Origin of the sequence: Ensifer sp. 1H6 (assembly GCF_001976035.1) — a bacterium.
GTDB classification, from domain to species: domain Bacteria; phylum Pseudomonadota; class Alphaproteobacteria; order Rhizobiales; family Rhizobiaceae; genus Ensifer; species Ensifer canadensis.
The window spans coordinates 516198-538162 of the sequence record NZ_MOAI01000001.1; the positions used below are offsets into that span (position 1 = coordinate 516198).

General features: G+C 59.5%; 27 protein-coding genes and 1 pseudogene. 11 read left to right on the top strand and 17 right to left on the bottom strand.

What is annotated here, in order from left to right; genetic code table 11:
• Positions 1-15: 15 nt before the first annotated feature.
• The 9 genes from BKP54_RS02270 to BKP54_RS02310 all read right to left on the bottom strand — a co-directional run bounded on the left by BKP54_RS02270 (position 16) and on the right by BKP54_RS02310 (position 7745).
• The gene (locus BKP54_RS02270) at positions 16-594 is read right to left on the bottom strand and encodes a L,D-transpeptidase (protein WP_198956812.1); all 579 of its coding nucleotides are present in this window, start codon (positions 592-594) and stop codon (positions 16-18) included.
• Positions 595-623: 29 nt separating this feature from the next.
• Complete coding sequence (locus BKP54_RS02275) at positions 624-1766, bottom strand: pilus assembly protein (RefSeq protein ID WP_084814164.1); 1143 nt, start codon at positions 1764-1766, stop codon at positions 624-626.
• A 28-nt stretch (positions 1767-1794) separates the two neighbouring features.
• Positions 1795-2418 (bottom strand): TadE/TadG family type IV pilus assembly protein, encoded by a 624-nt coding sequence (locus tag BKP54_RS02280; RefSeq protein ID WP_084814165.1) that lies wholly within the window; start codon positions 2416-2418, stop codon positions 1795-1797.
• Positions 2412-2894, bottom strand: coding sequence for a TadE/TadG family type IV pilus assembly protein (locus BKP54_RS02285; protein WP_084814263.1), 483 nt, complete (start codon positions 2892-2894; stop codon positions 2412-2414). The genes BKP54_RS02280 and BKP54_RS02285 overlap by 7 nt, the downstream gene beginning before the upstream one ends.
• Complete coding sequence (locus BKP54_RS02290; RefSeq protein ID WP_084814166.1) at positions 2894-4510, bottom strand: pilus assembly protein TadG-related protein; 1617 nt, start codon at positions 4508-4510, stop codon at positions 2894-2896. The genes BKP54_RS02285 and BKP54_RS02290 overlap by 1 nt, the downstream gene beginning before the upstream one ends.
• A 100-nt stretch (positions 4511-4610) precedes the next feature.
• The gene (locus BKP54_RS02295; protein ID WP_245317783.1) at positions 4611-4838 is read right to left on the bottom strand and encodes a pilus assembly protein; all 228 of its coding nucleotides are present in this window, start codon (positions 4836-4838) and stop codon (positions 4611-4613) included.
• 55 nt (positions 4839-4893) lie between these two features.
• Complete coding sequence (locus BKP54_RS02300) at positions 4894-6381, bottom strand: type II and III secretion system protein family protein (protein WP_084814167.1); 1488 nt, start codon at positions 6379-6381, stop codon at positions 4894-4896.
• A gap of 63 nt (positions 6382-6444) precedes the next feature.
• Positions 6445-7446, bottom strand: a complete 1002-nt coding sequence (cpaB, locus tag BKP54_RS02305; RefSeq protein WP_084814168.1) for a Flp pilus assembly protein CpaB — start codon at positions 7444-7446, stop codon at positions 6445-6447.
• A 95-nt stretch (positions 7447-7541) separates the two neighbouring features.
• A complete protein-coding gene (locus BKP54_RS02310; protein WP_084814169.1) occupies positions 7542-7745 on the bottom strand; it encodes a hypothetical protein in 204 nt (67 codons plus the stop codon).
• A 328-nt stretch (positions 7746-8073) separates the two neighbouring features.
• Here BKP54_RS02310 and BKP54_RS02315 point away from each other — a divergent pair, with 328 nt between their 5' ends.
• On the top strand, positions 8074-8595 hold the full coding sequence (locus BKP54_RS02315; RefSeq protein WP_084814170.1) for a prepilin peptidase: 522 nt from the start codon (positions 8074-8076) through the stop codon (positions 8593-8595).
• A 143-nt stretch (positions 8596-8738) separates the two neighbouring features.
• Positions 8739-9482, top strand: coding sequence for an NYN domain-containing protein (locus tag BKP54_RS02320; RefSeq protein ID WP_084814171.1), 744 nt, complete (start codon positions 8739-8741; stop codon positions 9480-9482).
• 27 nt (positions 9483-9509) lie between these two features.
• On the opposite strand, the pseudogene BKP54_RS34845 reads toward BKP54_RS02320, so the two are convergent.
• A pseudogene (locus BKP54_RS34845) lies at positions 9510-9605 on the bottom strand (LysR family transcriptional regulator); the annotation flags it as partial.
• Between the two features lie 413 nt (positions 9606-10018).
• Between BKP54_RS34845 and BKP54_RS02325 the strand changes: the two are divergent.
• Positions 10019-10579, top strand: a complete 561-nt coding sequence (locus tag BKP54_RS02325; protein WP_084814265.1) for an NADPH-dependent FMN reductase — start codon at positions 10019-10021, stop codon at positions 10577-10579.
• Positions 10580-10598: 19 nt separating this feature from the next.
• The gene (locus tag BKP54_RS02330; RefSeq protein ID WP_084814172.1) at positions 10599-10793 is read left to right on the top strand and encodes a hypothetical protein; all 195 of its coding nucleotides are present in this window, start codon (positions 10599-10601) and stop codon (positions 10791-10793) included.
• Positions 10794-10891: 98 nt separating this feature from the next.
• On the opposite strand, the gene BKP54_RS02335 is transcribed toward BKP54_RS02330, so the two are convergent.
• Both BKP54_RS02335 and BKP54_RS02340 read right to left on the bottom strand, forming a co-directional pair.
• A complete protein-coding gene (locus tag BKP54_RS02335) occupies positions 10892-11122 on the bottom strand; it encodes a hypothetical protein (protein ID WP_057206861.1) in 231 nt (76 codons plus the stop codon).
• Positions 11119-11448 carry a hypothetical protein gene (locus tag BKP54_RS02340; RefSeq protein ID WP_084814173.1) on the bottom strand — a complete coding sequence of 110 codons (330 nt, stop codon included), beginning with the start codon at positions 11446-11448 and terminating at the stop codon, positions 11119-11121. The genes BKP54_RS02335 and BKP54_RS02340 overlap by 4 nt, the downstream gene beginning before the upstream one ends.
• 171 nt (positions 11449-11619) lie before the next feature.
• Between BKP54_RS02340 and BKP54_RS02345 the strand changes: the two genes are divergently transcribed.
• The 3 genes from BKP54_RS02345 (at position 11620) to BKP54_RS02355 (ending at position 13825) form a co-directional block, all read left to right on the top strand.
• A complete protein-coding gene (locus BKP54_RS02345) occupies positions 11620-12480 on the top strand; it encodes a Ku protein (RefSeq protein WP_084814174.1) in 861 nt (286 codons plus the stop codon).
• A gap of 3 nt (positions 12481-12483) precedes the next feature.
• Positions 12484-13278, top strand: coding sequence for a Ku protein (locus BKP54_RS02350; RefSeq protein WP_084814175.1), 795 nt, complete (start codon positions 12484-12486; stop codon positions 13276-13278).
• 289 nt (positions 13279-13567) lie between these two features.
• Entirely contained in the window at positions 13568-13825 is a 258-nt protein-coding gene (locus BKP54_RS02355; protein WP_128090359.1) for a hypothetical protein, read from the top strand.
• 84 nt (positions 13826-13909) lie between these two features.
• Here BKP54_RS02355 and BKP54_RS35710 read toward each other — a convergent pair whose 3' ends face one another.
• The 3 genes from BKP54_RS35710 to BKP54_RS02365 are packed head-to-tail and all read right to left on the bottom strand — an operon-like array spanning position 13910 to position 15948.
• Positions 13910-14062 (bottom strand): hypothetical protein, encoded by a 153-nt coding sequence (locus tag BKP54_RS35710; protein ID WP_158071667.1) that lies wholly within the window; start codon positions 14060-14062, stop codon positions 13910-13912.
• A gap of 52 nt (positions 14063-14114) precedes the next feature.
• Positions 14115-15113, bottom strand: a complete 999-nt coding sequence (locus BKP54_RS02360; RefSeq protein WP_084814176.1) for an ABC transporter permease — start codon at positions 15111-15113, stop codon at positions 14115-14117.
• 37 nt (positions 15114-15150) lie between these two features.
• Positions 15151-15948 carry an ATP-binding cassette domain-containing protein gene (locus BKP54_RS02365; protein ID WP_084814177.1) on the bottom strand — a complete coding sequence of 266 codons (798 nt, stop codon included), beginning with the start codon at positions 15946-15948 and terminating at the stop codon, positions 15151-15153.
• Positions 15949-16080: 132 nt separating this feature from the next.
• On the opposite strand from BKP54_RS02365, the gene BKP54_RS02370 reads away from it, so the two are divergent.
• The 4 genes from BKP54_RS02370 (at position 16081) to BKP54_RS02385 (ending at position 20176) form a co-directional block, all read left to right on the top strand.
• Positions 16081-17061: an NAD(P)-dependent oxidoreductase gene (locus BKP54_RS02370; protein ID WP_084814178.1), complete on the top strand. Its 981-nt coding sequence runs from the start codon at positions 16081-16083 to the stop codon at positions 17059-17061.
• Between the two features lie 47 nt (positions 17062-17108).
• The gene (locus BKP54_RS02375) at positions 17109-18098 is read left to right on the top strand and encodes a sugar-binding protein (protein ID WP_025430536.1); all 990 of its coding nucleotides are present in this window, start codon (positions 17109-17111) and stop codon (positions 18096-18098) included.
• Positions 18099-18282: 184 nt separating this feature from the next.
• On the top strand, positions 18283-19179 hold the full coding sequence (locus tag BKP54_RS02380) for an NAD(P)-dependent oxidoreductase (RefSeq protein ID WP_025430537.1): 897 nt from the start codon (positions 18283-18285) through the stop codon (positions 19177-19179).
• 211 nt (positions 19180-19390) lie between these two features.
• Complete coding sequence (locus BKP54_RS02385; protein ID WP_245317772.1) at positions 19391-20176, top strand: alpha/beta hydrolase; 786 nt, start codon at positions 19391-19393, stop codon at positions 20174-20176.
• Between the two features lie 96 nt (positions 20177-20272).
• On the opposite strand, the gene BKP54_RS02390 is transcribed toward BKP54_RS02385, so the two are convergent.
• Positions 20273-21139: an SDR family oxidoreductase gene (locus BKP54_RS02390; protein ID WP_084814180.1), complete on the bottom strand. Its 867-nt coding sequence runs from the start codon at positions 21137-21139 to the stop codon at positions 20273-20275.
• A 90-nt stretch (positions 21140-21229) separates the two neighbouring features.
• Positions 21230-21886 carry a class I SAM-dependent methyltransferase gene (locus BKP54_RS02395; RefSeq protein WP_084814181.1) on the bottom strand — a complete coding sequence of 219 codons (657 nt, stop codon included), beginning with the start codon at positions 21884-21886 and terminating at the stop codon, positions 21230-21232.
• Between the last annotated feature and the right edge of the window lie 79 nt (positions 21887-21965).

The window sequence follows — 21965 nt, forward strand, 5'->3', positions numbered from 1 at the left end:
TCCTACCCTGTTCGACTATTCGACGATCACCGTTGCTCCGATCTTCACCCGCTCGTAGAGATCGATGATGTCGGCATTGCTCATGCGGAAACAGCCGGAGGACGCGAACTGCCCGACGGTGGACTGCTCGTTCGTTCCGTGAATGCGATAAAGCGTGTCGGCGCTCCCCCGATAGAGATAGATGCCGCGGGCGCCGAGCGGATTGAACGGACCGGGAGGCACCAACTCCGGCAGTTCCGGTGCGCGCGCCTTCATCTCGGCCGGCGGCCGCCAATCGGGCCATTCGGCCTTTCGCCCCACCTTCACCACGCCGCTCCAACGGAAACCCTCGCGGCCGACGCCGATCCGATAGCGGATCGCACGGTTGCCGGAGAGAACGAGGTCGAGCGTCCGCTCCTGACTGGCGACGACGATCGTGCCGGTCGGATACTTTTTCTCGATCACTACGACCGTGCTCGTTTTCGGCCCGAGACTGCGCGGCACCGTCCCGCCCGCCAATGCTCCAGTCGGAGCCGGCGTGAGCGCCAGTGCACTCAAGAGCAGCGCGGTCCGCGTCCACCGACAACGCCCGAAGCCAGCGCCGTTTCGGTGCATAGATCCACTGCCGTCGTGAAGAAGTGCCTTCATCTGACGAGTGCTCCGAGTTTGCCGACGGCACCGCAGAAGGGTGAGCGCGAGTTGACCTCGTGGGGCAGGACACCGCGGTTTACCGCCTCGCTCAGCGTGTCCCAGTCATAGGGGATGATGTGCGCATGCGTGTCCTTGAACACCTTGTCCACCTGCTCACGGCGCACCCCAAGGCTGAAGAGCTTAGTATGATATTTGTTGATGACGATCTGGATCGAATCCGCGCTGCCCCGCAGCCGTACGAGATCGAGGTAGAGGTCCTTGGCCTGATGGAGCGCCGGGATCGTCATCTCCGTGACGATGGAAACGCTGTTGACAGACCCCAGTACATCGCTCTTCCAGGGTGTTTCGTAATAGGGCATGTCGATTACCATGTGATCGCTCTCGAAGGCGGCGACATCCAGCATGCGCAGTACCAGTTCGGCCCCTTTAGGTTCGAGCAGCACCGACGGCTGCTTGAACGACAGCAGCGTGAAGCCACCGGGATGACGCTTGCGCACCAGATCGATGAATTCGAGATCGACACGCGCCGGATTGGCGATGACGGTCTTCAGGTCGTAGTCGTTGAGGAGGTTGAGGTAGTAGCCGAGCGATCCGGACGAGAAATCCAGATCGAACAGACCAACACGCGGCGCGACGCCTTTCGTCGGCTGCGCCAATAGATGGGCAAGCGACGAGGAGATGACGCTCGCCCCTGCACCGCCTACGGCGGCAACGATTGCATGAACCCGGCTCTCGTTGCCGCCGACGCCTGGTGCATGGGTCGAGATCATCTCGATCAGTGCACGGCGCTCGAGCGGCTTCTTCAGCCAGTCGTCACCGTTCAGCCGAAAGAGCGGCCGCATCAGTTCATCGGACAGAACCTCGGAAACGATCACCATCGGAATACTGCGATGGCTGGCACGAAAGGCAAAAATCTCCGGGCGGCAGAGCATGTCGCCGCAATCGACGTCGAGCACAATCAGGTTGAACTGTGTCGGATCGACCCGTCCCGCCTCGCCAAGCGCGCTCAGCCCCATATGGCGCACTTCGTAGCGCGACAGCGACCCGAACGTGTCGAGCATAAGGCTTGCCGCCGCCGCATCGTCCGAGAGGACGAGGATCTTGGTAGTCGTTGCAAAGTTCATGTGTGCGGTCATCTCGATCCCCCACGCAATATTGAAGGGCTCAGCAGCTTGAACATGTCTCTAGGTCTTCCGTCGTCAGCGTCACCGGATGGGCGGGGACTTCGATCTGATCCAATCCCAACAGAGCGCCAAGCAGCGGCAGGTCGAATGTGACGCCGCGCACTTCCAGCCGCATGGTCAGCACCGGTCCGTTCGGCCGCCCCCAATAGCCGAGACCCGAGCGCTGGTAGGTGACCACCAGGTTTGCCGGCTGGATCCGCCAATTGAGGTCGCAGATGCCCGGGTTCGGGTCCCCCGCCACCCCGCAAACACCGTCACTTCCCAGGGCGATCCGGTTTAGCGCGTCACTGCAATTGGAGAGGGCCGGCCCGCAGGTGGACGATATCGTCGCGTCGTTTGGGGTCGCGTCACCGTTGTCCAGAGGGTCGTCGGCGTCGGTTGGAAAAACATCTGCAAAGTCGCTGGTCAGGGGATCGGAGACGGCGGCAAGGCGGGCACCAAATTGCAGGGCCTTGACTGTCTGGTTCCATTGCGACATGGCGTAACCGAACTCGACAAAGGCCGAAATCACCAGAAGTACAAACGGCAGCGTTATCAGACCTTCGGTGAGTGTCACACCGTGCTGATCCTGCCAGAAGGAGACGGGCGATCGACGCTTTACCATCCGATATATCTCTCTTCGTGGGAGGAACTGATGGTGATCTGATCGAGGCCAAGCCAGGAAAAGATCGGCGAACTCTGGTAGAGATGCGAGGTCTGCACCGTGATCGTGCCATCGGCATCGACGGGAATGATCGTGATATCCGAGAGATCGGGCCCCCAGCCGCTGACGCGCAAGCTGGCGCCCTTGGCGGGGCTCTGCGTTCCGTAAAACGCGATCAACTTGGCGGTTGTCTCATTACATGTCGGGTCGTAGGTCCCCGTATCCGGCCGGCACCGCGCAAGATAGCGGCCGGCGTCCCTGAGACCGGCGTCGATCTGCATCCGCTGCCAGAAGATGTTGCCGAATTCGAGGATACCGGCGGCAAAGAGGGTAACGAAAGGTATGGCAACCAGCGCTTCGGTCAGCACGGCCCCGTCATCGCTCGGCCAGAAGCCGTGGCGGAAGCGATCGAGGGTGAATTTTCGCAGAGCGATGATCATCGGACCAGCTCCGCTTCTTCGCGCAGGAACTCGTCAAGCGTGCCGCGCCCGCCCTTGCCGGTGATGTCGATCATCTCCAGCGAAAGATACCGCTCGCTGCCCTCTTTGACCGCCGGTTTGGTCAGGAACATGCGCGCGAACGCGACCGCCGCCGTGGCCTTGTGGCCGTTCAGGTGGCCAACCGACTTCTCGTAACCGCAATTGACGATCGCGGAAAAGATCTCGCGGCGATCGCCATATTCGTCCGCGGTATAGTTCGAAAGCGCCGGTCCCGTGTAACATTGGCCGCCGGTGCCGGGTGTGCCTTTTTCTCCGTTTGCTGAGGCATGGCTGATCAGCGACGGATTGTTGAGTTCGTAGCGGTAGACGTCGTAGGCCGAGGGCTGGCTTGGTGCCGAAGCGCCGCCGCCCGGATAACTCGAATAGTTGCTGAGGACGGCGGTGACCGACGGTTTCGTGCCGCCCTGCGCGACCTGCCAGTAGGTCCCGTAATTCCAGTTGTTGCCGGTACTGATCTTGCCGCCGCCCATCGTCGTCATGGTCGCGCCGTAGCCGAGCGGCACCGCCTTGGTGACATCTCCGACCGTGCTTCCGACCTTCACCGGATTATAGGTGTCGCACTTTTTGCCGCCCGATTGATTCTGTGCCGCGCGCACGTTTTGCGCCGGGCGATAGCGGTCGTCGTCGTTGTCCTTGTTGAAGGACGAGGAGTAGAAACCAAAGCGGGTGTTCACGCCGTCTTCGATCGGGCCCGCCTTTGCCCCGGTTTCGGTATCGAGGCTGTCCTTCGTGTAGCAGGTGCCCGGATTGCCAGTCGCAAGCGCCTCAGCCAGCACGGATGCGCCATTTCCGAGCGGGGTACGGAGAAATCCGAAATTGCCCGGTCCGGGATTGGATGAAGATGTGCTGTGCAGCTCGATCTGGAGACCATAGAGATCGCCGGCCGCGAATTTGGTGTGCAGTTGCTCGGCTGCCTGTTCGCTGACGGCTGCACTGCTGTTGCCTGCCGGCTCATAAGGGTTGCAGATGAAGATCGGCGTCACGTCGCAGGCACTGACCCGGTAGGCTGCGACGGCGTCGGCGGACACATCGATCGTATTGCGATCAAGTCCGACCGGCACGGGGAAGATCGTCTGCATCGCCTGGTTCTTGGCAGATACCCAGACATAACCCGCCTCGTTCGGGTCTGTCGCCTCCATCGCCTCGGTGATCGGGTCGTCGTCGTCGCCTGCGAAGGTTCCATCGCCTGGGATGCCCTTGAGGAATTTGACCCTCACCGTGCTTGCCGCATCGTCTCCCGCATCGTAGGCAACGGTGATGTACGAGCCGAAAGACATCCCGGTCCCACCGTCACCAAAGGCTGCGGTGTTGGCAAGCTTTTCGATCGCTTCTTGCGCGCGGGTGATTGCGTCGTCGCGGCCGTCGAGCTCGCGGGCTCCCGCCAGCGCCATGGCGTCGACCGCACTCTGAAGATCCGTATGGAGATTGGCGCTGCGGCCGACGTCGATGACGATAAGAGAGACACCGAGCAACAACGGCATGGCAATGAGCGTCAAGGCGATGACGTAACCTCGATGGTCGTCCCAAAACCTCTTGATCGCCCTGTTCAACATAGGCATGCCTCTCCGATCGCGGCGGCTCACCGTCGTGACACGTTGTTCTTATTGCATTCCTTTTCGGCGCTGCCTCCGCGTCGAACTCTGCACGCGCCCGCTAATAGCTGGGCGTCGCGCCGTTACTCCCCATCGACTGCCCCGGCGTTATGGCCGCAGGTTGCGTGCCGCCGCCGTTGTAGCCGCGCATCACCTTCTGGATCAGCTTGCCGTCAGCGGCGATACGGGTGTTCTGAGCCGCGCGCGGGAACGGGTCTTGTATGTGGATGCCCTTATTGGCCTCCACCGCGTTTCCAAGCCCAAAGGTGATCGTGTCCCTGTGGTTCATGTAATCGGCGCAGCCGGAAACCAGGCTTGTCACTGCCAAAACCAGGAATGCGGACCTATTTCTTTGCAACAGCAAGTACGCCTCCCGTGTCGAGATCAAGCCTATGGCCGTAGGGCCCGGTGACGCCTTCACCGTTGCGGAAGCGGCGCAGCATGTCCTTGTCGACTTCCAGAACGCCAAGCGCAAAAAGCTCGACGTCATTGGATGAACGCGTCTGGTCGAGCGGACTATAGAGCGCCTCGCCCGGTGTCGCCGGCCGCACGATGTGCGGGGTGACGACGATGACGAGATCGGATTCGCGCTTCAGGAAGCTCGTCGAGCGAAACAGCGCGCCGATTACCGGAAGCTGCCCCAAGCCTGGGAGTTGCTGGATATCTTTGGAGTTGATCGATTGCAGCAACCCGGCCATGGCAAAACTCTGGCCGTCGCGTAGTGCCACAGTTGTTTTGGCCGCGCGCGAAATGAAGCCGGGATTGCCGTTGACGTTGATCGAGGTATCAAGTTCCGAGACTTCCGGCTCAACCTTCAAGCTGATTAGCCCACCGTCGAGTACCACAGGCGTGAATGTCAGCCGCACGCCGAAGGGGCGATAATCGGTTTGCGTCGCTAACGTCGCGCCGTTTGCCACCGTCGTCTGGATCGGAACCTCACCGCCGGCATGGAAGCTGGCAGTTTCACCGCTCATGGCGATCAGATTCGGTTGAGCGAGACGGCGCACCAGCCCCTTCTCCTCCAAAGCATTGATCACGATGTCGATCCGGCCGCCGGAAATCTCGAGCACCTTGGCGATCAACTGGCCGAACGGCTGCATGCCCGTTGCTGCACCGGCCGCATCCTCTAGGGTGCGCACCAGCGAGCCGTCCTTGACGCCGATTCCCTGGCTGGTCGTCGCCTTGCCGATGCCGTTGTTGCCACGCCCCGCCCAGCCGATTCCGAGATCGCGACCGGTCTGGCGCGAGGCTTCGATCACCCGGACCTCAAGCATGACCTGCTGGGAATCGTTGACGCGCAACTGGTTAAGGACCGGCTGATCGGAATAGGATTGAGCGATTTCCAGTACCCGCTGCAGCTCGGTGGCGTCGCGAACGATGCCAGTCAGGCGGATGCGGTCATTCGAGTTGATCACCCGAACCTGCGACCCCGGCGAAGCGGAGCGGATGGCCGAGGCTACCTCGCTGAAATCGCTGGCGACACGAATGTCGATGACACCAAGAAGCTTCTTGTCGTCGCCATAAACCGAAATGTTCGTCGCCCCGTTCTTCTTGGCGCGGATGAAAAGTGATTTGTCGGAAAGCGGCACGACATCGATCAGCTCGGCGCTGCCGATAACGAGGTCGCCGAACGGCTTACCCGTCGCGATCGTTATCGTGTCATTCGGTGGCAGCACCACTTGCTGAACGGATCCACCGAGATGAACGAACTTTTCCTGTGCGCCTGCCGGTGCGACGAAACCAGGCCCCAGTAGGCCACAGCCCGCAACAATCGCGGTGGCGGCCGCGAGGGCCTTGCCTCTTGCCGCTCGCCTTACGCTTCCCCTCAACATTCCTGCTCAAGCCCCTCTGCTCAAAGCCCGCGCCCACTCCCCCTAGAGCGGCCGCATCGCCTGTTACTGGATCAGTCCCACCCGATGTTCCTCCCGTTTGGTCGCGTTCCAGACGCCGACGGTCGCCCACTTCGGTTCCACCGGCAAGACAGGTTCCGTGTTTCGTTCGACGATTTGCACCTGTTTTTCGCGCACAGGGGCGTTCATCTTGTTCTCGACGGAGTTGATCCGCCCTCCGAGGTCTTCGCCAACTTTGCGAACCATGCGCTCGATCACGTCGAATCGTCCGTCGTCGGAATTTTGCGCGAGATCGGCAGCGACGGTGCCCCCACCCAGATCCGCCACAGTGATCGGCCGAGTCGTCTCGACGGAAGCTGATGCGATATTACGCAGTGTGAGCGAGAGAGTGCCGATGTTGGCACCAAGCGTCAGTCGCTGGGCTTCGTCGGTCGTTACCTCGAAAGTGACAGTTTTTACGATCGAGGGTTCGTCCTTGCGCTCGTCAGCCGTCTGGTCGACGGCGAGCACCTTGACACCCTGCAACAGCACGTCCACCGAGGTCTGCTCATTGCCGCTCTTGGGGTTGCGGATAACGCGGGTCAGGAGCACGTCGACCCGATCCGAAGGGCGCACGAAACCGGCAACACCGAGCACATCGTTGACGCGAATGGAAACCGCTTTCATCCCCTCGTCGAGAGCCGCTGACAAAGTGGCCCGCTCGCCTGTGCCGGTGATCTTGGAGGACAGCACCGGCTCGCCCGGATCGATCGCCTCCATCGCATAGCGCGGCTCATCCTTGTCGCCGAGAACCGCTTCGATCACCTGGAATGAGCCTTCGGGTCGTTCCTCGGAAGGCCACGGAATGGCTCTCAGATTTTCCGGGCGCACCCGGTCGCCGAAGCGCATCGGCTTGGCCGCAACGACAAGCGTCTTTTCCGATTGTTTGACGCCTCCGTTCGCTGCAAGGCGAGCCCGCTCACCAGCGAGATAAGTGCGTGTGGCAAACACTGCAGCAATGGCAAGAACGAGGGCGATTGCGAGGCTAATGATCGTTGAAAAACGCATTGCCGAAACTCACAAAACTGAAAAATACAATCATCCTGAAATACTAATTTAGAAGAGAGGGGTTAACAAACCCCCTCTCCCCAACAGTTATGAGTTTAAGGAGTAGCAGGTGGGGGCGCGAGGCTATCAGTCCACCACGTTCCCCACGCATCCCAAGCATCGCTAAGGTTGCTTCCTGCCGTAGTCACTGCAGTGATCGCGCCGCCAATAAGCAGGCCAAGCAGGATCAGGTATTCAGTCAGCGCAACGCCGTCTTCTTCCCGCGCGAAAGCGCGGACTTTTGTCAAAACTGCTTTCATCGAGAATTACCTCCAACACAATACTAATTTTGCGAGACCGCTTATTCCCCCGGCCCCCACCTGTCATCGAGACCACCTCTCCGACTGACATAATTAATAATCCCTTAATTATTATATCGTCAACTTCTAATACGAAGTGGTTTGTAACATCTTTGGGGTATGGTTAAAATCATAAACCCTGGCATTCAAGGGTACTTGAGATGAAGTTTGCGCGATGATGACATCACGTAATATTTCTTGCGTTTACTTACCGACGACTTCTTGCGGTACGATTGGAAGACCTGAACAATCACAGAAGAAGTCCGCTGCCATATGGAGCCGGTGAAACATGATTAATGTAATCAACATAATTCCATTGGCCGCAGTGCTGGTTTTTCTCTACGCCGCTTGGAGTGACTTCCAGCGGTGGCGCATACCAAACGAGGTAGTGCTCGCGCTGGTCGCCATCTATGTTTTCGGTGCCGCGGCAAGCCTCCTGACAACGCAGGATATCGGCGCCACGCTCTTTTCGCTCGACGGCATCGGTGGTGCAGTCGCGGCGGGCCTGCTGCTCCTTGCGCTCGGCGTTGTGCTCTGGGCTTTTCGGCTGTTTGGCGCTGGCGACGCCAAACTTCTCCTGCCGATCGGTCTCTTCGTCGGCTGGCACGGCATGCTTCCATTCTCTCTCTTCCTGCTGCTCGGCGGTATCGTGGTCATGCTGGCCCTCAAACTGCCGGTGCCGTTGGCCTTCGCGCACTACGCCGTGATCATGCGCGTCCAAGAGATCCGCACCAGCCGCAAGATCCCCTACGGCGTCATCATGGTCTTCGCCACGCTGGTGACGTTGGCCCTGGGCTACCGCCACGCATAGAAAGTTCGCTGTCCGCAGGAGGTCCGACGATGCGACGGCGATAAGCTGGCAGGAGCTCACGGGGACGGTGCAGGTGACCAGAAGCCGCCAGCTAGAAACTGCCGGCCACACGTTCGAACCGCCGCAAAGTGAAGGAGCGTTCAATGCCTGCAGAAGCCCGGTCTCCTCGCCTCGCCGTCCTGATCGATGCCGACAACGCTTCGGCAAAAATCGTCGATGGCCTGTTTGAGGAAATCGCGAAGATCGGAGAGGCGAGCGTCAGGCGCATCTACGGTGATTTTGCCAGTGCACGATCAAAAGCGTGGATCGAGGTGCTGTCGCGGCACGCGATCATACCGCAGCAGCAGTTTGCCTATACCACCGGAAAGAACGCGTCCGATATCACCCTTGTGATCGACGCCATGGATCTGCTGCACAGCGGTCGTTTCGACGGCTTTTGCCTGGTCTCGTCCGATAGCGATTTCACCAGGCTGGCGTCGCGGATCCGCGAGCAAGGCACCGATGTCTTCGGCTTCGGCGAGCGAAAGACGCCCGAAAGCTTCCGTCAGGCATGCCGTCGATTCATCTATACGGAAAACCTATTACCGGCTGTCGCGTCAAATGGTGTGGAACCCGCCCAGGCATCGACGCCATTGCAGCAGCCGAACGCAGCAACGCCCATCATCAAGAAAGTCATTGCCCAGATGGAAAGCGAAGACGGTTGGGTTCCGCTCGGGGCGATCGGTACACGACTGGCTAATCTGGCATCGGATTTCGATCCGCGAACCTACGGCTTTCGCAAGCTGAGCGATCTCGTGCGCAAGACAAGTGCCTTCGATATCGAGCATGTGGAAGGCAAGCCACTACGGATCCGCGTCAAACAACAGACGGCCAAGAAGAAGGCTTGATTGCCCGGCAGGGACGCGAGCGGCCCCTCACCTGCCCGCCCTCACCCGTGACCGCGCGATATCGATGATGTCATCTCTGGCTGCTGTGGGATCATCCTTGCTCCAGGTGACCCCAAGCCCGATCGTTGCGGGATAGACGGTTCCGACCCGGATCTTGCGCATCGACTTGCCGGCAACCGAGCGCACGGCCGGTTCCCGACGCTGAGAGATTTCAAGAGAGCTGTCCTCACTGTCGAACGCAAGCCTCCGAACGCAAGCCTAGCAGGCGGCTGGCTGAGCATGCTCGCAAGGCGCCGGTCAAACAACTTGGCGTCAGCATGCGCTTGATGGATCGAATCGATGCGTCAACCGCACGAACTCGTGGCACGCGCGCCGCCACGATTAAAGACTGATCAAAGCGAAGTCTTCGGCCTGGACTCAGTAGACGATTGAACCTCAGCTCTTGAGTGGAATTGAACGACTTCAACTATCGACTCGGGCTCAACTCGCTGGTGTGTACCGCTTGCCGGATCAGGATATTTCATTATCTTTTGGGCATGAAGATATTGGCGATTTCGGGCAGCACACGTCAGCTATCCACCAACACGGCCTTGTTAAGGGCTTTCCAAGCCTTGGCACCGGCCGATATCGCAATCGATGTCTTTGACCGGATCGGTGAGTTGCCGGTCTTTTCTCCTGACCTTGAGGGCCCGAATACCCCAGAGAGCGTCATCCGGTTCATCGAGAAAATTTCCGCGAGTGACGGGCTGATTATTTCGAGCCCTGAATATGTTCGCAGCATTCCCGGCGGCCTCAAAAACGCGATCGACTGGCTTGTCTCCGGTGAGGCGGTGGTCGGAAAACCAATAGCCCTCGCACATGCTTCGCACCGAGGCGAGGACATGCTGGCGGCGCTGCGAACGGTACTTTCGACCGTAAGCTCAAATTTCTCCGAGAATGTTTTCTTTCGGTTTCCGGTGATGAAGCAGGCGCCTGACGCAATCAGGGGAAGCCTCATGACTTCGACTAATCGTCCTGGGGCGGAGAAATTCCTCAAGGACTTTGCAGCGGTCTGCCGGAGCCAGAAAAGCGAGATTCCAGACGCTATTGATATTTGAACGGTGGCAGCGCCCGTAAATGATCTGGATACAGGCCAAAGACACCGAGCGAGCCGTAAAACTCCACGAAACGGCGCCGGAATTCGATACGGGATCGGCGCCAATTGGCGAGTTCCATCAAGCGCTGCTCGAGCGGCAATCGATGAAAAAAGTTCCCGCCGCTGCAGCGGTGATGCGTAAAAAAAGAGAACAAGCAGATAAAGCAGCGGTCTGAGAAAGTCTGGCATGCGTGCGTGAACGGAGAGCAGGTACTTGGAGGCGTTTCTCGTAGCTATACGTCACATTGGGCTCGAAAACATAGATCTGAGCGCGTTAATGGGACACCTCACTGGTGCTGCCCGCTCTCGCTCTGATCACAGCGGCGAGCGCTGCACGGCGCCATTCCGGTAGCTTCAATATGAAGGTGTCCATGTCCCGTCCGAAGTTTGACCAGGCCTTGTCGCCCGCTTGTCCGGGATCGATCACGCCGGCCGCCTCGAGGTCGGACCGGTCCATGTTCACACGCGCAAGTGAAATCTGCAGCAGATCTGTGCCGGTGATCATCGCCCTACTCCCTGTTGACGAAAGTTGAGCGTTCCGTGGCTAGCCTGCTGCGGCGCCTGGTGCGGCTCAGCCGCCTCTTCTTCCTCGACCCGCTTGTGATAACAAGCCTCGATATCATGGGCGATGCCGTCGGCGTCGTAGAGGTAGCCGTCCGTTCCGCCATCGGTCTCGATGATCTCCGCAAGGGAGTTCATCACCGCGCGGCCGAGACGTTGCAGAGCGTCGCGATGTCGATCGGCGCCGCCACTTTCGAAAGCGCGATTGGCTTCGTCGAGCGCCCGGTGCATAGCCTCAAATGACCCGTCGATATGGAGCTTCGTGTTCATAGCACCGCCTCCTTACTCTTGGCCTGGTGCAACAGACTCCTCTAACGCAATACCCGTGGATAGGGTCATCCTACTATCGACAGCCCACTAAACGCCACAATTGATTCGCGTCTTAGCCGGAACAAACGTAATCTGCCTCCGTTGAATCCGGGTTTACCGGGAGAAATCGACATGGCCGGACGTGCTCTTTGGAAGGGCTTTTTGAAGTTTGCCGAGATCAGTTGCCCCGTGGCGCTGCACAGCGCCGCGTCAACTTCCGAACGCGTGAGCTTCAACACCTTGAACCGAAAAACCGGCAATCGCGTGAAGCGGGAGTATGTCGATATCGACACATGGAAGGTGGTCGAGCGCGAAGACCAGATCAAAGGCTATGAGATCGATGACGGCCGCTACGTGCTGTTTGAACCCGAGGAGCTGGCCGCGGCGGTTCCTCCAAGCGACAAGACGCTGCGCATCCAATCCTATGTGCCGTTCGGCGAAATCGATGATCTCTATTTCGACAAGCCCTACTACCTGCTTCCCGATCGGCTGGGCGAAGAGACCTTCGTCCTGATCCGGGATGCAATGCGAGAGTCCAAGGTCGGCGCCCTCGCCCAGGCTGTGCTTTTCCGCCGGCTCCGGACAGTTCTCATTCGCGCCCATGGAGATGGACTCATCGCAACCACGCTCAACTTCGACTACCAGGTTCGCTCCGCTAAGGACGCGTTCGCCGACATTCCGAAGCTCAAGATCGAAGGTGAAATGCTGGATTTGGCTAAGCACATCATCAAGACCAAGGCCGGCCTGTTCGATCCGCGGACCTTCGACGACCGATACGACGCGGCGCTTGCCGAGCTCGTGAAGGCGAAGATGGAAGGCCGCACGGTCAAGGTGAAGAAACAGCCGAAGGTCGAGCCGTCGACGAACCTCATGGAAGCGCTTCGCGTGAGTGCCGGCTTCGGCTCTGCCCGGGCGTCCAAGCCTCGCACCGCTGCAGCAGCTGCGCGAGCCGTCCCCGCGCCCCGGCCGGCAGCGCGCAAGAAGGCAGGTTAAGTCATGGCCGCCGTCAAACCATACTGGAAGGGCTATCTCAAACTTTCACTGGTCACCTGCCCCGTCGCCCTGTCGCCGGCCACCAGCGACACCGAAAAGATCCGCTTTCACACCATGAACCGCGCCACCGGCAACCGCGTGGCTTCACGATATGTCGACAGCATCACCGGCAAGGAGGTCAACACAGAAGACCAGGTGAAGGGCTACGAGCGCGGCGAAGGCGATTACATCATGCTCGAGGAAGAAGAACTCGATGCGGTGGCGCTGGAGAGCGTCCGGACGATTGAGATCGACATGTTCACGCCACGCGATTCCATCGAATGGATCTGGCTCGAAAAGCCGCACTACCTGGTGCCGAACGACAAGGTTGGTGAAGATGCGTTCGCCGTGATCCGCGACGCCATGCGCTCAGAGAACGTCGTTGGGATTTCCCGTCTCGTCTTCGGCCAGAGAGAGCGCGCGGTGATGCTTGAGCCCCGCGGCGAAGGCATCGTTCTATGGACGTTGCGCTATGGTGACGAGGTGAGACCTGAGGAAGAGTATTTCTCGAACATCAAGGCAAAGCCCGAGGGCGGCCTTGCTCCGCTGATGAAGCAGTTGATCAAGCAGCAGACGAAGAAGTGGGTGCCGATCACCGATCCCATTCAGGATCGCATGCTCGAACTGATCGCCGAGAAGAAGAAGACGTTGAAGCCGAAGGCCAAGCGCAGGATTACACCGGCGAAAGACAACGTCGTCGATATCATGTCAGCGCTTCGCGACAGCTTAGAACGAGAGAAGCGCGGCAAAGCCCGGTAGTCCCTTCCTACGGGCTTTCTTCCCGGGATGATCCCAAACTCTGAGAGTAGCGCCATGAGAAATCCGACGCATAATTGTGCCGCTTTGAGATAGACCGGCATGTGGTTGCTTGAACATGTCACACTCCGCGCGTTTTGATCACGTGGGAGTTTGCGAATGGGATTGGGATCATGACTAGTTCTCGATCCGCTAGAGACACGCGCCCCGTTGATGCGTCGGCTCAAAGTCATGTTGCTACTTTCATTTTGGTGGTGGACAATCTCTCAGCCGACAGACCGAGGAGCGGATGATGAATTTCGAAAAGGTCGGGCGAAGCCGAATGATGATGCGGCTGCCACGACACCGAAGACAGATTTCCGATGCCAACTTCCTTGCGATCAACGATCTGCTGGAAGCTTACGGCCTGGCCGCCATGAAGCGTGATGAGTTACGCGAGCAACTGACGCCGGATCCCACGGTGATCGGGGAGTATGAGGATCTCTGTCAGAAGCTAGAGGACGACATCATCAAGATGCTGGCAGGCGTAAGCCCGCGCATGGTGCGCTAGGAGCAACGTCTCGCCCATTGGGCGAGGTACGGAACCTCTAAGGCTGAACCCTGAGCTTCAACCGCCAGACCGCAACGGGACCTCTCAATCCAAAAGGCTTGCCGCCCCCGCGCGCTGCAATTCTACTGAGCCTGCGATCTTGACCACGGCCATGCCGGCTTGGATCATGCGCTGATGCCAGCGAGCAAAGAGGACGCCATCGGTCCCGGCCACAACATCCGTCCAGCTGGCATCCATGTCGGCTGCGAAAGGATCACCACGGCGCGGTCGGCGCCATGAAATCTCGGAGCTACTCGGCCTGCCGGAAATTGCGGATGCGGTCGAAAAGCACCGCAAGGATGGTCGCGCCGCCAATGAACGTTCCCTGCCAGAACGCGTTGATGCCGAGCAGCCCGAGGCTATTACGGATCACCTCGATGAGCGCCGCACCGACCAGTGCACCTAGGGCTGTGCCGACCCCGCCGGCCAGGTTGGCGCCACCAATCACCGCCGCTGCGATGACCTGAAGTTCCATGCCAGCGCCGATATTCGTTGTTACCGCTCCGAGCCAGCCAGTCTGGATGATACCGGCGACACCGGCGGAGAGGGCAGAAATCATATACACACCGACCTTGATCGGACGCACAGGTATACCGGTAGCAGTCGCGGCGTGCTCGTTGCCGCCGATGGCGTAGATATAGCGGCCCAGCCTCGTCCATCGCAGGACGAAACCCGTCAGCAGCGTCAGCACAATCATGTAGATCACCGGGTTGGCGATGCCGAACAGCCAGGCCCCACCGCCAAGAGCGAGCAGCTTGTCGTGGTCCGGTCCGAATTGGAAAACAACCGTATTGTTGGATGCCACCATCGCCAGGCTTCGCGCGATCGAAAGCATGCCGAGTGTCACCACAAAAGGAGGAAATCCGACATAGGCGATGAGCACACCGTTGAACGCGCCGATGAGAAGCGCCGTTGCCACCGAGGCGGCAATCCCGACCTCGATGCTATAGCCGGAATGCATGACGACCGCCAGGACCATGCTGCATAGGCAAAGCACCGACCCAACCGACAAGTCGATCCCGCCGGTGATGATAACCAGCGTCATGCCGAGGGCAATGATAGCGACGAAGGTGGCGTTGCGGGTGATGTTGTAGAGGTTCTTCGGTGTGGCGAACGAATCCGTTGCGAAGGAAAGGAATATGCACGCCAGAACGACGGCGACCAACACCCAGAACGTCTGGTTGGCGAGGACCGCAGCGCCCAGCGTGCGTTGTTTCTGAGCAATCGTCTGGTCGAGCGTTGTTGCCATTTTCCTACGCATTCCTCCGATGCGGCACCTGCAGCGCTCATCCTCTTTCGATGGCGCCCGTAATCAATCCTGTCACTTCTTCAGGCGACGTCTGCCCAATAGGCTTGTCGGCGACCTTTCGGCCGCGCCGCATGACGACGACGCGATCTGCGACATCAAAAACATCCGGCATGCGATGGCTGATGAGCACGACCGCGATGCCGCGGTCGCGCAGCCCACGGATCAGATGCAGCACCTCGGCGACCTGGCGCACCGAAATGGCCGCCGTCGGCTCGTCCATAAGGACGATCTTTGCCTCGGAGATCATCGTTCGCGCGATCGCGACCGCCTGCCGTTGCCCTCCGGACATTTGCCTGACGAGATCGCGAGGCCGGGTTTCCGATCGAAGCTCGCTAAAGATTTCTCCCGCGCGACGGTACATTGCCTTGTAGTCTAGAACACGCAGTGGGCCGAAGCCGCGCCTGAGTTCGCGTCCAAGGAACACATTTGCCGCCGCCGAGAGATTATTGCACAGCGCCAGGTCCTGATGAACGATCTCGATGCCGTGCTGCCTTGCCTCTATCGGCCGATGCAGAACGATTTCGTTTCCGTCGAGCCGTATCGTTCCCTGGCTCGGGCGGTGGTTGCCGGCAATCATTTTGACCAGCGTCGACTTGCCGGCGCCGTTATCTCCCATGAGGCCGACCACCTGGCCTGCTTCCAGCGAGAGCGAAACGTCGTTGACCGCCTGAATGGCGCCGAAATGCTTGGAAATGTTGGTGATCTCGAGTGTCGCCACCAGTCGTCTCGCCTCCCGAAGCGCGCCGGCACGCCAACGGGCGCGATCGTTCCTCAGTCTTCACCCAGCGGTCTACATCTTTATTTACGCAAATCCTTATGAAGGCGTCAATGACGTCCTATGCCTAGAAACTGTTTTGTATGACAAATACACGTTGCCCTGTATATTAGCCATCGGTGGGAGACAAAAATGCTTATCCTTGTCACCGGTGCAACGGGCAAGGTCGGGCGGAACCTCATCGCGGGGCTGCTTGACCAACCGCGTTTTTCACAGGCGCAGATCCGTGCGCTCTGCCACAATCGCCTGCTCGACCCGTGCGATCGAATCGACATGGTCCGCGGGACGATCGCCGACCGCAACGTCGCAGATGCGGCAATGCAAGGCGTCACCCATGTCGTGCACCTCGCCACCTGCAAGGAAACGCCCGACGCGGTCATGGACATCACGGTTAAGGGATTGTTCTGGCTACTCGAGGCCTTCCGGATCAGCCCATCCGCACGCCAGTTTATCCTCGTCGGCGGGGACGCGTCTGTTGGCCACTTCTTTTATCGCCACGATGGTCCCGTGACTGAGAAGACGCCGCATCGCGCCTATCCCGGTTGCTACGCGCTATCGAAGGTCCTCGAGGAAGTGATGCTCGAGCAGTACGCAATTCAATACGGCACGAACGGTTGCTGTCTTCGCGCGCCGTGGATCATGGAGAAGGACGACTTCAAACAGACGTTGTCGTTCGGCGACGATGTGTTTGGCGGGCCTGACTGGAAAACCTTCTTTGCGCCCGCAGAAGCAAGGCGATATGCCGAGGCCGGAACCGTGCCGCTCCTTCGCGACGCCGATGGCCGGCCGCTCAGGCGCAATTTCGTACACGTCAGCGACCTGGTCTCAGCGATCCTGGCTGCGATCGACAATCCCCGCGCTGCACGGCAGTTGTTCAACGTCTCCATGGACCGTCCAGTGGACTATGGCGAGGTCGCAAGCTACCTCGCACGCACGCGCGGCCTCGGCTCGGTTGACGTCCCCAGCGCCTTCCACTCGAACTGGATGGATAACAGCAAGGCCAAATATCTTCTGGATTGGCGCCCTGACTACGATCTCGAAAAGCTTATCGACTCGGCCTGGCAATACGAGCGTCAGTCGAACGATCCTCGTATCGTCTTTTATCCGGGTTGATTTGTGCCGCGGACAGACAATGTCCGCTTGTTCAACGGGAGGAAAGAATGAGAAAGACAATATTGCTGGCCGCCGTTGCTGTCCTGGCGCTCTGTGCCGGTCAGGCTCTGGCCAAGAAGCAGCTCGTCATCGTCGTGAAGGGCCTCGACAACCCCTTCTTTGAAGCGATCAACCAGGGTTGCCAGAAATGGAACAAGGAAAACCCGGACTCCGAGTATGAGTGCTTTTACACCGGACCGGCCTCGACATCCGACGAGGCGGGTGAAGCGCAGATCGTTCAGGACATGCTCGGCAAGGCCGACACGGCTGCAATCGCCATTTCGCCGTCTAATGCCAAACTGATCGCTCAAACGCTGAAGACCGCGAACCCGACGATCCCCGTCATGACGCTCGACGCCGATCTCGCCAAAGAGGACTCGGCCCTGCGCAAGACCTATCTCGGGACCGACAACTACCTGATGGGTGCCCGGATTGGCGAATACATCAAGAAGGCCAAGCCGGATGGCGGCAAGATCTGCACGATCGAGGGCAATCCGGGGGCGGACAACATTCTGCGCCGAGCCCAGGGCATGCGCGACACGTTGACCGGTAAGGAGGGACTGACGGAACTGAAGGGGGAGGGAGGCTGGACAGAAGTCGCAGGCTGCCCGGTCTTCACCAATGACAACGGAGCAACAGGCGTGCAGGCCATGACGGATATTCTCGCCGCCAATCCGGACCTTGATGCCTTTGGTATCATGGGTGGCTGGCCGCTATTCGGCGCACCGCAGCCCTATCGCGACCTGTTCAAGCCGATCGCTGACAAGATTGCCAGCAACGAATTCGTCATCGGCGCCGCCGATACGATTGGCGACGAGGTTGCCATTGCGCGTGAAGGGTTGGTGACGGCACTCGTCGGGCAGCGTCCGTTCGAGATGGGCTACAAGGCACCGTCTGTCATGATGGATCTGATCGCCGGCAAGCCGGTGGAAGATCCGGTGTTCACCGGTCTTGATGAATGCACCAAGGACACAGTCGACACGTGCATCCAGAAGTAACGATCTCGTCCGGGCCCCGTTCGCGGGCGCCCGGACAACCGCCGACCGAAGCCTTGCCAGCGCAGGCGGTGGCAAGGCATCCCCATTGACGCGAGCGACATGGATCGCCAGCATCGGAACGAATTGATCCGTGGCGTCGCATTGGCGAGCGGGACCTTATGCGCGTCACATTGTGGAGAGCAGAATGGCAAAGAGGATCATCTTCACCGGCGGCAGCGGCAAAGCCGGCCGCCATGTCGTGCAATATCTCATCGAGCAGGGCCACCAGGTCCTCAATCTCGATACCCGGCCTCTTGACAATCCGAAGGTCAGGACGCTCATCACGGACATCACCGATAGCGGGCAAGTCTTCAACGCCTTGTCGAGTTACACCGGGCTGCACGAGTTCGACCCATCCTTGAGGCCACAGCCGATCGACGCCGTCGTGCACTTTGCCGCCATTCCACGCATCATGATCGCCCCTGACAACGAACTTTTCCGCGTGAACGCGCTCGGCACCTACAACGTCATCGAAGCCGCTGTGAAACTCGGTATTCGCAAGGTCATCATAGCATCCAGCGAGACGACCTACGGCCTCGTCTTTGCCAACGAGCCCCGCAGTCCGCGCTACTTTCCGCTCGACGAGGAGTACGACGTCGACCCCATGGACAGTTATGCCTTGTCGAAAGTTGTCAATGAGCAGACGGCACGCGCCTTTGCCCTGCGCAGCGGCTTCGACATCTATGCGCTGCGCATCGGCAACGTCATTGAGCCGAGCGAGTACAAACTGTTTCCTGGATGGTTCGCAAATCCGGGCTTTCGAAAACGCATCGCGTGGAGCTACATCGATGCGCGCGACCTCGGCCAGATCACGCTTCGCGCGATTGAGAAGGACGGGCTTGGATTCCAGATCTTCAATGCCGCAAACGACGACACCTCTTCCGATCTGCCTACCCGCGAACTCATCGACCGTTTCTATCCAGGTGTACCGCTCAAGCGGGAACTCGGCGAGTTCGAGACGTTGCTGTCGAACTGGAAGGCGCGTGACATTTTGGGTTTTCGCAGCGAGCATGGCTGGAGAAAATACGTCACTTCAGGCTGAAAACCGCCCAACGTTTTCCTCGTCACCTTCACGCGTAGACTTGTCGTACGCGCAAACTCCCGCATGGCTCAGGCCGTCTATGGCAGCCAACGCCCCAGTCACCCAACCGGGCGACTGGCAACCGCGAGAAGATCACGTATATTGCAACTTACACGGACAACGATTGCCGCGATCTTCGAAGGCCGCAAACTAAGGGTTGATGGAGGCTACTATGGCAGAACCAAGGTGGCGAACTCTTCCCGCAACTCCCGAGTTGCCCGCGACGACCCGCGAAGGGTATGTCGCGGTCGACGGCATCAAGATCTGGTATGCTGTCTACGGTTCCGGTGAGCCCGTGATTATGCTCCATGGCGGTCTCGCCAATTCCAATTACTGGGGCCATCAGGTTCCGGAACTCGCCAAGTCCTATCAGGTCATCGTTATGGACAGCCGCGGCCACGGACGCAGCACTCGGAATGCGGACCCCTTCAGCTACGACCGCATGGCCTCCGACGTCATCGCATTGATGGATGATTTAAGGGTGTCCAAGGCTGCGGTCATAGGCTGGAGCGACGGCGCAATCGTCGGCCTCAAGCTAGTGATCGCTAATCCTGGCCGAATTAGCCGCCTATTCGCATTTGCGGCTAACAGTGACCCATCCGGGATCTACGATCTATCCGATAGCAGGATGTTTGAGAACTATTCTCAGCGGACGCGCGATGAGTATGAAAAGCTGTCTCCCACACCCGTCGAATACGACGACTTCCTTGAGCAAATGGAAAAAATGTGGGGCTCGCAACCAAACATAACGAAAAGTGACCTTCGCAACCTTGAACACCCTATCTGGGTTGCGGCCGGCGACCACGACGAAATTGTCAGGCGTAACGATACGCTGTTCATCGCCGAAAACATTCCCGGTGCCGGTCTGCTAATACAGCCGGAAGTCAGCCACTTTTCCCATTTGCAGAACCCGCATGACTTCACACAGGATCTATTTCGCTTCCTGCGCGCGCATTGAGATAGACCGCAAAACGTGAGGCGAGTGTTTGGCGTGCAGTTTCAGTGTAACGCCTGGGGCTCGGCATCGGCGCGGCAGTGAGAACTCGTCTCACGATCAGCGCGGGAAGTAGGCGGGTTGATCGAGATCGGCGATCAGGCCCGGACCACTCGGCTGCCAGCCGAGGAGCGAGCGGGTCCTGGCGCTGGACGCCGCCATGTTCGCCGCTGCAAAGTTGGCAAACCAGCCGAAGTGCTCTCGCGGCCGCGGTTCGACCGGCAGGCGGAGTTGGCGCCCGATCACTTCGGCGATTTCCCTGAACGGAACCGCTTCGACGGCAACCGCATGGTAGACGCTCTCCGTCACGCCGGCTTCAAGGGCCATGCGGTAGACCTGCGCCGCATCCAGACGGTGAACCCCGGACCAGCAGTTCAAGCCGTCATCGACATAGGCGGACACGCCTTTTTCTCGCGCGAGGCCCGCGACGATCGGGATGAATCCATGGTCCCCCACCCCATGAACGGATGGCGCAAGACGCACCGTCGCTGCGCGCACGCCCTGTTCCGCCACCGCCCTTGCGGCAGCTTCCGACTTGCGCGGCGACGCCGGATTGGGAAGGTCTGCTTCGGTTGCGCCGCGTGGCAGACCCAAGAGGCCGGAGGTAACGAGCAATGGGCGGTCCGACCCTTTGAGTGCGCCTCCCAGTGCCTCGATCGCCCGTTCGTCCTGTGCCGCGTTCTCCAGGAACCTCGAGAAGTCGTGGTTGAAGGCGGTGTGAATTACGGCGTCGGCGGCTGAAGCGGCAGCCTGGAGGATGTCGAGGTCGTCCAGCGAACCTTCGACAACCTTCGCACCGATGGCTGCAAGGGCTGATGCCTTCGCCGCCGAACGTGCAAGGCCACTGACCTTATGTCCTGAGCGGATCAGGTCCTCGACGACGGCGGAGCCGACCCAGCCGGTCGCGCCCGTTACGAATACATGCATGACAATTCTCCATTGAGGGGCCCGTCCCATTGGGACGGCCCTTCCGTTGTATGTTCGGTTTGGGTTGGTGGCAGTTGAACGTTGGCAGGCTCAGGCCAGGCGCATCGACAGCTCGATGTCGTCGGCGAACGGTGTCGACAGATAGCCGCCCGAAGTCGAGCGGACGCGATCGAGATAGTCCGGGCAATGATCCGCATCGTCGGCAACGACCAGTGCCCCGGTCCGCAGACGGCTCTCGACCAGTGAAAGGACTTCCGGGTAGAGCGGCTTCGCGCCATCGAGCAGGAGCAGATCTATGCTTTCGGGAAGATCCATACTCAGCGTCGCCAGCGCATCGCCCTCGCGGATTTCGACGAGGTCGATGAGGCCCGCGTCAGCCAGGTTCTGTCGTGCCCTTGCAATCTTCGACGGCTCGAACTCGCTGGTGATCAGCTGCCCCCCGCCATTGTCCCGGAGCGCTGCCGCGAGGTAGAGTGTCGAGAGGCCGAACGACGTGCCGAACTCGACGATCATCCTTGCGCCGCTGCTTCGGGCCAGCATGTAGAGCAATTCGCCGGTCTGGCGGGACACGGGAAGCCAAAGATCCTTCATGCGGCTGTAGAAGTCGAGATACTCCGTCTTGCTGTGCATGAGGCGGTCGCGCTCCGCGTGGGAGAGTTCTGCCAAGGCCGGGCTGGTGGCGGCATCCGCTTCGTCGAAGAGACGGTCGAGAAGAGATGCAAGGCGTATGTCCTTGAGAGTGTTCATCGGAAAATCCTTGGTTCGCTGCGATGACTTGCTTTCGAATTAAAAATACGAATAATTCGTCGCGTTTGCTAATCGCATT

Excerpts from the sequence above, each read along its gene's own strand:
- BKP54_RS02370 (WP_084814178.1), top strand. The coding sequence starts at position 16,081 with ATGCTTATCCTTGTCACCGGTGCAACGGGCAAGGTCGGGCGGAACCTC.
- BKP54_RS02395 (WP_084814181.1), bottom strand. The coding sequence starts at position 21,886 with ATGAACACTCTCAAGGACATACGCCTTGCATCTCTTCTCGACCGTCTC.
- BKP54_RS02380 (WP_025430537.1), top strand. The coding sequence starts at position 18,283 with ATGGCAAAGAGGATCATCTTCACCGGCGGCAGCGGCAAAGCCGGCCGC.
- BKP54_RS02330 (WP_084814172.1), top strand. The coding sequence starts at position 10,599 with ATGATCTGGATACAGGCCAAAGACACCGAGCGAGCCGTAAAACTCCAC.
- BKP54_RS02270 (WP_198956812.1), bottom strand. The coding sequence starts at position 594 with ATGCACCGAAACGGCGCTGGCTTCGGGCGTTGTCGGTGGACGCGGACC.
- BKP54_RS02290 (WP_084814166.1), bottom strand. The coding sequence starts at position 4,510 with ATGTTGAACAGGGCGATCAAGAGGTTTTGGGACGACCATCGAGGTTAC.
- BKP54_RS02335 (WP_057206861.1), bottom strand. The coding sequence starts at position 11,122 with ATGATCACCGGCACAGATCTGCTGCAGATTTCACTTGCGCGTGTGAAC.
- BKP54_RS02355 (WP_128090359.1), top strand. The coding sequence starts at position 13,568 with ATGAATTTCGAAAAGGTCGGGCGAAGCCGAATGATGATGCGGCTGCCA.
- BKP54_RS02275 (WP_084814164.1), bottom strand. The coding sequence starts at position 1,766 with ATGACCGCACACATGAACTTTGCAACGACTACCAAGATCCTCGTCCTC.
- BKP54_RS02295 (WP_245317783.1), bottom strand. The coding sequence starts at position 4,838 with ATGAACCACAGGGACACGATCACCTTTGGGCTTGGAAACGCGGTGGAG.
- cpaB (WP_084814168.1), bottom strand. The coding sequence starts at position 7,446 with ATGCGTTTTTCAACGATCATTAGCCTCGCAATCGCCCTCGTTCTTGCC.
- BKP54_RS02345 (WP_084814174.1), top strand. The coding sequence starts at position 11,620 with ATGGCCGGACGTGCTCTTTGGAAGGGCTTTTTGAAGTTTGCCGAGATC.
- BKP54_RS02325 (WP_084814265.1), top strand. The coding sequence starts at position 10,019 with ATGAAGATATTGGCGATTTCGGGCAGCACACGTCAGCTATCCACCAAC.
- BKP54_RS35710 (WP_158071667.1), bottom strand. The coding sequence starts at position 14,062 with ATGGATGCCAGCTGGACGGATGTTGTGGCCGGGACCGATGGCGTCCTC.
- BKP54_RS02320 (WP_084814171.1), top strand. The coding sequence starts at position 8,739 with ATGCCTGCAGAAGCCCGGTCTCCTCGCCTCGCCGTCCTGATCGATGCC.
- BKP54_RS02350 (WP_084814175.1), top strand. The coding sequence starts at position 12,484 with ATGGCCGCCGTCAAACCATACTGGAAGGGCTATCTCAAACTTTCACTG.
- BKP54_RS02315 (WP_084814170.1), top strand. The coding sequence starts at position 8,074 with ATGATTAATGTAATCAACATAATTCCATTGGCCGCAGTGCTGGTTTTT.
- BKP54_RS02375 (WP_025430536.1), top strand. The coding sequence starts at position 17,109 with ATGAGAAAGACAATATTGCTGGCCGCCGTTGCTGTCCTGGCGCTCTGT.
- BKP54_RS02280 (WP_084814165.1), bottom strand. The coding sequence starts at position 2,418 with ATGGTAAAGCGTCGATCGCCCGTCTCCTTCTGGCAGGATCAGCACGGT.
- BKP54_RS02360 (WP_084814176.1), bottom strand. The coding sequence starts at position 15,113 with ATGGCAACAACGCTCGACCAGACGATTGCTCAGAAACAACGCACGCTG.
- BKP54_RS02390 (WP_084814180.1), bottom strand. The coding sequence starts at position 21,139 with ATGCATGTATTCGTAACGGGCGCGACCGGCTGGGTCGGCTCCGCCGTC.
- BKP54_RS02300 (WP_084814167.1), bottom strand. The coding sequence starts at position 6,381 with ATGTTGAGGGGAAGCGTAAGGCGAGCGGCAAGAGGCAAGGCCCTCGCG.
- BKP54_RS02385 (WP_245317772.1), top strand. The coding sequence starts at position 19,391 with ATGGCAGAACCAAGGTGGCGAACTCTTCCCGCAACTCCCGAGTTGCCC.
- BKP54_RS02310 (WP_084814169.1), bottom strand. The coding sequence starts at position 7,745 with ATGAAAGCAGTTTTGACAAAAGTCCGCGCTTTCGCGCGGGAAGAAGAC.
- BKP54_RS02340 (WP_084814173.1), bottom strand. The coding sequence starts at position 11,448 with ATGAACACGAAGCTCCATATCGACGGGTCATTTGAGGCTATGCACCGG.